Genomic DNA, 5,829 nt, shown 5'->3' with positions numbered 1-5,829 from the left:
TTTTGAGAGAATCGTCCTTCAAAACCTTGCGTCTTCATCGGCCCGCGTCCTGTAGGGGCGAAGCATTCGGGCAATAACCTATCGGTGAAACCGGAGATTTTCTATCCGAATGCTTCGCCCGTACTTTTTGCCGCAAACCCTAATTCTCATCAGTAATCCTCAATCTTTTAATCCTATGTCAGAAACTCCTAAATATGACCTTCGTGGAGCAAATATTGCTAACTTTGCCGATACGGTGCAAGGAGATCAAAAAGCAGTTCAACATAATTACGCCACACCCCAAAATTTAGCTGAAGCCGCTCAAGAAATCCAGCAACTTATCAGCCAACTTACCCAAACTTATCCCACTAATACCGAAATTGAAAAACAAACTTTTGTCGCACAAGTTGACGCAGAAATCAAGAAAAATTCTCGCTTAAGAAGCATTTTAATCACGGGAGGAATTGAATTAATTAAAGTTCTCTGTCCTCCCCTCGGTATTCCCATTGAAATGGGTAAAAAATGGCTAGAAACTGCTAATTTAAGTGAGTAAACCTAGAGTTTTAATAATCTTCTAATGATACAAATCCCGAAGTCCGCCGCTGATGCGTTTCATTTTTGAATTAGCACAATTATAACCATAAGTCAAGCTTTTTTGATGATAATTAACTTTTTTGTTGGTGATATTTTGACCTTGTTCGGGTATTGGAGAGAACCAGTATTTCTATTCTAATAAAGCCTCTTTAATTGTTGTTAAAACTTTGCTATCTTTGACCATCCAAGCATGAAGCAATACAGGAATCGAAATTTCTTTACCCACCGATAAACGGGAACTATGGGCAGGAAATATCATTAAATCGTAGGGAGTCCAGATAATTGTGGTTTTAATTTTATTTAAAATTTGTTGACAATCTTGATTTAAATCCTCTAGAAATTGACTCCCCGGCTGCATTTGTCTAATCCCATCTAAGGGTAAACTATACGCGGTTAAAGTGCCTCGATTCGGTGCAGAAATATTTAGGTAACGTTGCACTCTTTCCACTCCTCCCAATCTTTGCAGGTAGTAGCGGGTAATTAATCCTCCCATACTAAACCCAATCAGATCTACTTTCTGCTCTTTAGCAAAGTTTTTCTCGATATAATTCTCCACCTGACCGGCTAAAACTTCTAACTTTTTGTAACCATGATTGGGAATTAGATTAAAACTATGCACCTGCCAACCATGATAGTTTAAATACTCGCTCATCGGTTTAAAAACAGCAGTAGTGTCCAGAAAACCATGCACCAAAACAACGGGATTCATAGATGAGGTTTTATCCTTAAATTCTGAATCTATTCTAACGAATGATCGGGGTAATGAGCGAAAAATTTTGGGGAAGAGCCTATCTACTAGGTACGGCTACCGGCAACTTCTAAGGATTAGGGAAAAAACCAAAAAGTTTAGCGGCACCTCCTAAAATAGCGACCACCAATGCTATCAGAATCCCTCGATTGGTGAATTCCTGATAGGCAACCCTTGCAGTTAATCCCTCGATTTTTGTGCTTACTCGTTCATCCAGAGCTTTGATTTCTCCCTTGAGTTCGGCCTGTCCTATTTCTACTTTAGTTAACCGGTCTTCTATCTTGTCAAATCTCTCGTCAATACGGTTTTCCAGAGAGTCGATTTTCTCGTCAATACGTTTTTCCAGAGAGTCGATTTTCTCGTCAAGGCGTTTTTCTAGAGAGTCGATTTTCCCCTCAATCCTTGTCAGGACAGCTTCTAGGGAATAAGTGACAGTTTCGTTAGACATTTTGAGCAACTCCAAAAGTCAAATCTTCAGGGGTAAATACTGGAGGCTATATTTTACGGAAAAATCAGGGGTCTATAGGCGGACACGGATTCCCATTATAAGAAAATTATAAGTCAAGACTTGAGTTTTTGTCAAGCTTTTTTTTGACGGCAATCAATGGCAAGAATTTCGGGGAAGTATTTAGCCACCGATGCCTAACCGTCCCGCTAAACTAGGGCTTAAAGGAATCAGAGTCGCCAACATTAAAAAGAGTAGTAATAAACCCCAACCGGCGCGGGTGTCATCGGGTTCGGTTAACTCATTTAAACTAGGTCTTTCCAACTCTCTTTGTAAAAAAGCGACTAAAATTGTCCAATAGAGAGGAATCGGATTACTGGGATTAACTAAGGAAATAATGCCCAAAATGACCAAAGTGGCCACAGTGGTGCGGCGGGCAATTTTGCGACCATAAATAGCCTGAACAATTCTGCCACCATCTAACTGTCCAGCAGGCAGTAAATTAAGGGCGGTAATCACCAATCCTAACCAACCGATAACAGTTAAAGGATGCACGGAGATAACAGCATTTTGTAACTCGTCGCCCAAAACTATCCGCGCTAAAAAACTCACTAAAATTGAACTTTGGAAAAAGGTACTAGGGATTTGAAAAAGGCTGGCCGAATTAGATAAAGTCAGTCCAACGATTAACAAGATTAAAGAAACCAAACCTCCCAAAGCAGGACCAGCGAAAGCTATATCAAATAGGACACTGCGGTTAGGTAATAAAGATTCAAAACGAGTAATCGCCCCAAAAGAACCAATCTGCCAAGTGGGAAGAAAATAGGGTAAACTGAGACGAACATTATGGCGTTTAGCGATAATTAGATGACCGATTTCGTGGGCAATTAATACCGACCATAAACCCAAACTCAGGGGAATTGCTTCTCGATATCTCTGCCAATTACTAAACAAATCAAAACCTAATAAAATTCCCGCCGCTTCTAAGCTGGTGACAATAGTGGCTACTAACAAAACTAAAGAGAGATTTTTTTGAGCAAGAGTGGCAGGACTAGGATCGTTAGTTTTGGGAAGGATAATTACCACTGGTTTTTCCTCGGTTCCTTCCACCAGAAATAAACGATATTTATCGCCAAAATGATTACTTAATTTCTGGGTTAAGCGCGAGTGAACTAGATCCGGTTCTCCCCGTAAATTGCCTTTAAAAATTGCCCCTTCCTGAAAAGAGATAGTTTCGGTGGCAAAAAAAGTATCTATCCCAAAAATACTCTGAATAACTTTTAAATCCTCTTCGGGAATTGGCATCACATCCGGTACAATTACTGTCACCGATGCCGTGGTTTCTAGAGGAGTAACGGACTGGCTAACTGCCGGGTTAACTTTCGGTTCAATTATCTGATTGGTTTTCAGTAAGCGTAAACGGTTGCCCAAATAAATATAGATAATGGTGGAAGCAACCAGTAAAAAGAGAATTACCGCTAGATTGAGATAAATTCCCGCCGCAAATAGCCCGAAAAAAATTAACCAAGGAGCTATGAGTACCAAGGATTGTAACCAAGCTAAAATTCCCAGTTGGCCGTAGGGTTTAGCCCGATAAAAACTCCAAGTCAAGATAGCACCAGCGACGAGGAAAATAACAGCAATCGCAGCAATTTCCGAAGAAATATTAACCATAGGAAAGTCAAAATCAATAGGTTTTTATCAATCAATTTGATTATAAGCTTGCAGGGCGGCCCGTAATTGACCCCGATGCTTTTGTAACAATTCTTGTCCTGGGGCCGCCGAAAGTCCCGTTTTCTGCATTAACAAAGCCAGTTTAACCCGGCGGCCACTTTTTTCCAGTAAAATAGCCGCTTCCTCGCGACTAACATCGGTAAGGTTGCAGATAATCCGCAGGGCGCGGTCATGGAGTTTATGATTAGTAACTGCCACATCGACCATCTGGTTGCCGTAAACCTTGCCTAACATTACCATTGTCCCTGTGGAAAGGATATTTAAAGCCATTTTCGTCACCGTTCCCGCTTTCAGCCGTGTGGAGCCGGCCAAAAGTTCCGGTCCAGTCAATAACCGGATATCCACATCCACCGCGATCTCCACTTGTTCGGCGGGGACACAACTAATAGCAATCGTCGTCGCACCTCGCTGTTTTGCCGCCTGTAAAGCCCCGTGAACGTAGGGGGTTGTCCCCCCGGCGGTAATCCCCACTACCACGTCTAATTCGTGAATTTCTCGCTGGGCAATAATCGCCGCTCCATCTTCCGCTTTATCCTCCAAATCTTCGGAACTACGCACCAGCGCCGCCGCTCCACCGGCAATAATTCCCTGTACCAATTCCGGGGGAGTGCAGAAGGTGGGGGGACATTCGGCCGCGTCCAAAACCCCCAGCCGGCCACTGGTTCCCGCCCCAATGTAAAAGAGTCTACCACCTTTAGCCAGAGCTTGACTGGTCAGGGAGATCGCTAGGGCCAATTCTTGCTGGGCCATGGCGATCGCTTTTAGGGTTTGGGCATCCTCGCGATTGAAGAGATCCACCAATTCGAGCGGGTTTAATTGGTCTAAATTTAGGCTGTTTGGGTTAATTTGTTCGGTTAACAGGTGTCCTCTGCTTTCCCACTGTTCCATAACGGTTTAATTGAGTTTTTCGTAAGATTATTTTTAGTATATAGCCAATCGGTGGGCTAAAAGCTTGACAATTGCCCCCTAGATATTAGATAATGGTAAATCGTGTCAATTCCTGCTCGGATCAGGTGAAGACATTAGCACAAAAGCTGGAATTTTTTTCAGCTACCTGTACGGCAAAACGAGCGCAGAAAATTCATGAGTTACGCAATTATTGAGACCGGTGGCAAACAGATTCGGGTAGAACCCGGTCGCTATTACGATATCGAACTTCTTCCCGTCGATGAACAAAGTACCCATACCATCGACAAAGTGCTATTAATCCATGATGAGGATGATATTAGCATCGGTCAACCCTTTATCGAAGGGGCCACCGTCGAAGGCACTGTCATGCAACATCGTCGGGGCAAAAAAGTTATTGTTTATAAAATGCGCCCGAAAAAGAAAACCCGTAAAAAACGCGGTCATCGTCAAGAAATTACCCGTTTTATGATTGATTCAATCAATTATAACGGTAAAACCCTAGTCGCCACTGCTGCTACCTCCGTCGCTGAAGTTGTAGAAGATAGTAGCGATGAAGAAGAATAACTTTTAGAATCAAAAAAGCATTTGGAGAGAAATTATGGCTCATAAGAAAGGTACGGGTAGTACCCGCAACGGACGCGATTCTCGTTCCCAGAGACTAGGCGTTAAGCGCTACGGTGGTCAAGTGGTAAAAGCGGGAAATATTCTCATCCGTCAACGGGGTACTAAAGTTCACCCGGGTAAAAATGTCGGTCGTGGTGGCGATGATACTTTATTCGCTTTAATTGATGGTGTGGTCAAATTTGAATACAAGGATAAAAGTCGCCGTCAAGTTAGCGTTTATCCTGCTGAAGTTAGCGCCAGTTAATCCCATCAACCCTGATTAATTTTTTCCCTGTAACCTCCTAACTCATCCTAGGGGGTTTTTTCAGATAATTTATATCGTTTCCTAAGCTAGTGAGGTACACCTATTTTTCTTCCCTTTTGCCTTTTGCCTCTTGCATGAGTGCCTAAAACCCATAACTTTTGTACCTCAGCAGACTGAAAAACGCTATAAGTCATATATAGTAAATATGACCTAGAGAACAAAAATGATAAGTGAACTATACCAGAAAGTGTTAGAAAATGAACTGGGGCGAGCCAGATATCTACTGTTGTTAATGATAGTTGGAACCTGGCAAATACTAAAGCAAGCCAAGTTAGAGATATTAGCAGAAGCACTACCAATACCAATCCTGTTTGAGAGTCGGCGAAAAAAACTAAAAAGATTTTTAAAGCTCGAAATTCTGAATATTGAAAGAATCTGGTTTCCGTGCCTAAAAGAGATGTTAAAACAGCCAGAAATATTCACAATAAAAGGATTAGTATATATTGCCATAGACCGGACGAGTTGGGAGTTGGGGGGAGCATCTCACCTTTG

At 42.2% G+C, this 5,829-nt stretch carries 7 protein-coding genes and 1 pseudogene; 4 read left to right on the top strand and 4 right to left on the bottom strand.

Going from position 1 to position 5,829, the window contains the following annotated elements; all coding sequences use genetic code 11:
- The first annotated feature begins 109 nt into the window (after positions 1 to 109).
- Positions 110 to 532: a hypothetical protein gene (locus IM477_RS06775; RefSeq protein ID WP_287731043.1), complete on the top strand. Its 423-nt coding sequence runs from the start codon at positions 110 to 112 to the stop codon at positions 530 to 532.
- Positions 533 to 703: 171 nt separating this feature from the next.
- Here the strand turns inward: IM477_RS06775 and IM477_RS06770 are convergent, their stop codons facing one another.
- The 4 genes from IM477_RS06770 to murQ form a co-directional block, all read right to left on the bottom strand.
- Positions 704 to 1,282, bottom strand: coding sequence for an esterase/lipase family protein (locus IM477_RS06770; protein WP_287731042.1), 579 nt, complete (start codon positions 1,280 to 1,282; stop codon positions 704 to 706).
- Between the two features lie 109 nt (positions 1,283 to 1,391).
- Entirely contained in the window at positions 1,392 to 1,769 is a 378-nt protein-coding gene (locus IM477_RS06765) for a DUF4164 domain-containing protein (protein WP_287731041.1), read from the bottom strand.
- A gap of 180 nt (positions 1,770 to 1,949) precedes the next feature.
- Entirely contained in the window at positions 1,950 to 3,440 is a 1,491-nt protein-coding gene (locus IM477_RS06760) for a site-2 protease family protein (protein WP_287731040.1), read from the bottom strand.
- 27 nt (positions 3,441 to 3,467) lie between these two features.
- Positions 3,468 to 4,388 carry an N-acetylmuramic acid 6-phosphate etherase gene (gene murQ / locus IM477_RS06755; RefSeq protein ID WP_287731039.1) on the bottom strand — a complete coding sequence of 307 codons (921 nt, stop codon included), beginning with the start codon at positions 4,386 to 4,388 and terminating at the stop codon, positions 3,468 to 3,470.
- A 195-nt stretch (positions 4,389 to 4,583) separates the two neighbouring features.
- Between murQ and rplU the strand changes: the two genes are divergently transcribed.
- From rplU to IM477_RS06740, 3 genes and pseudogenes are all read left to right on the top strand, one after another.
- A complete protein-coding gene (gene rplU / locus IM477_RS06750; RefSeq protein WP_149989476.1) occupies positions 4,584 to 4,973 on the top strand; it encodes a 50S ribosomal protein L21 in 390 nt (129 codons plus the stop codon).
- 34 nt (positions 4,974 to 5,007) lie between these two features.
- Positions 5,008 to 5,277 carry a 50S ribosomal protein L27 gene (rpmA, locus tag IM477_RS06745; protein ID WP_002744094.1) on the top strand — a complete coding sequence of 90 codons (270 nt, stop codon included), beginning with the start codon at positions 5,008 to 5,010 and terminating at the stop codon, positions 5,275 to 5,277.
- A 247-nt stretch (positions 5,278 to 5,524) separates the two neighbouring features.
- Positions 5,525 to 5,829 (top strand): annotated as a pseudogene (locus tag IM477_RS06740) (IS4 family transposase); the annotation flags it as partial.

This window comes from Microcystis sp. M090S1, from assembly GCF_020246295.1.
Lineage (GTDB): Bacteria > Cyanobacteriota > Cyanobacteriia > Cyanobacteriales > Microcystaceae > Microcystis > Microcystis aeruginosa.
The sequence above is the reverse complement of the archived record's forward strand: the minus strand, read 5'-3'. Positions and strand labels throughout refer to the sequence as shown.

Coding starts and splice junctions, on each gene's coding strand:
- IM477_RS06775 (WP_287731043.1), top strand. CDS start 110: ATGCTTCGCCCGTACTTTTTGCCGCAAACCCTAATTCTCATCAGTAAT.
- IM477_RS06770 (WP_287731042.1), bottom strand. CDS start 1,282: ATGAATCCCGTTGTTTTGGTGCATGGTTTTCTGGACACTACTGCTGTT.
- IM477_RS06765 (WP_287731041.1), bottom strand. CDS start 1,769: ATGTCTAACGAAACTGTCACTTATTCCCTAGAAGCTGTCCTGACAAGG.
- IM477_RS06760 (WP_287731040.1), bottom strand. CDS start 3,440: ATGGTTAATATTTCTTCGGAAATTGCTGCGATTGCTGTTATTTTCCTC.
- murQ (WP_287731039.1), bottom strand. CDS start 4,388: ATGGAACAGTGGGAAAGCAGAGGACACCTGTTAACCGAACAAATTAAC.
- rplU (WP_149989476.1), top strand. CDS start 4,584: ATGAGTTACGCAATTATTGAGACCGGTGGCAAACAGATTCGGGTAGAA.
- rpmA (WP_002744094.1), top strand. CDS start 5,008: ATGGCTCATAAGAAAGGTACGGGTAGTACCCGCAACGGACGCGATTCT.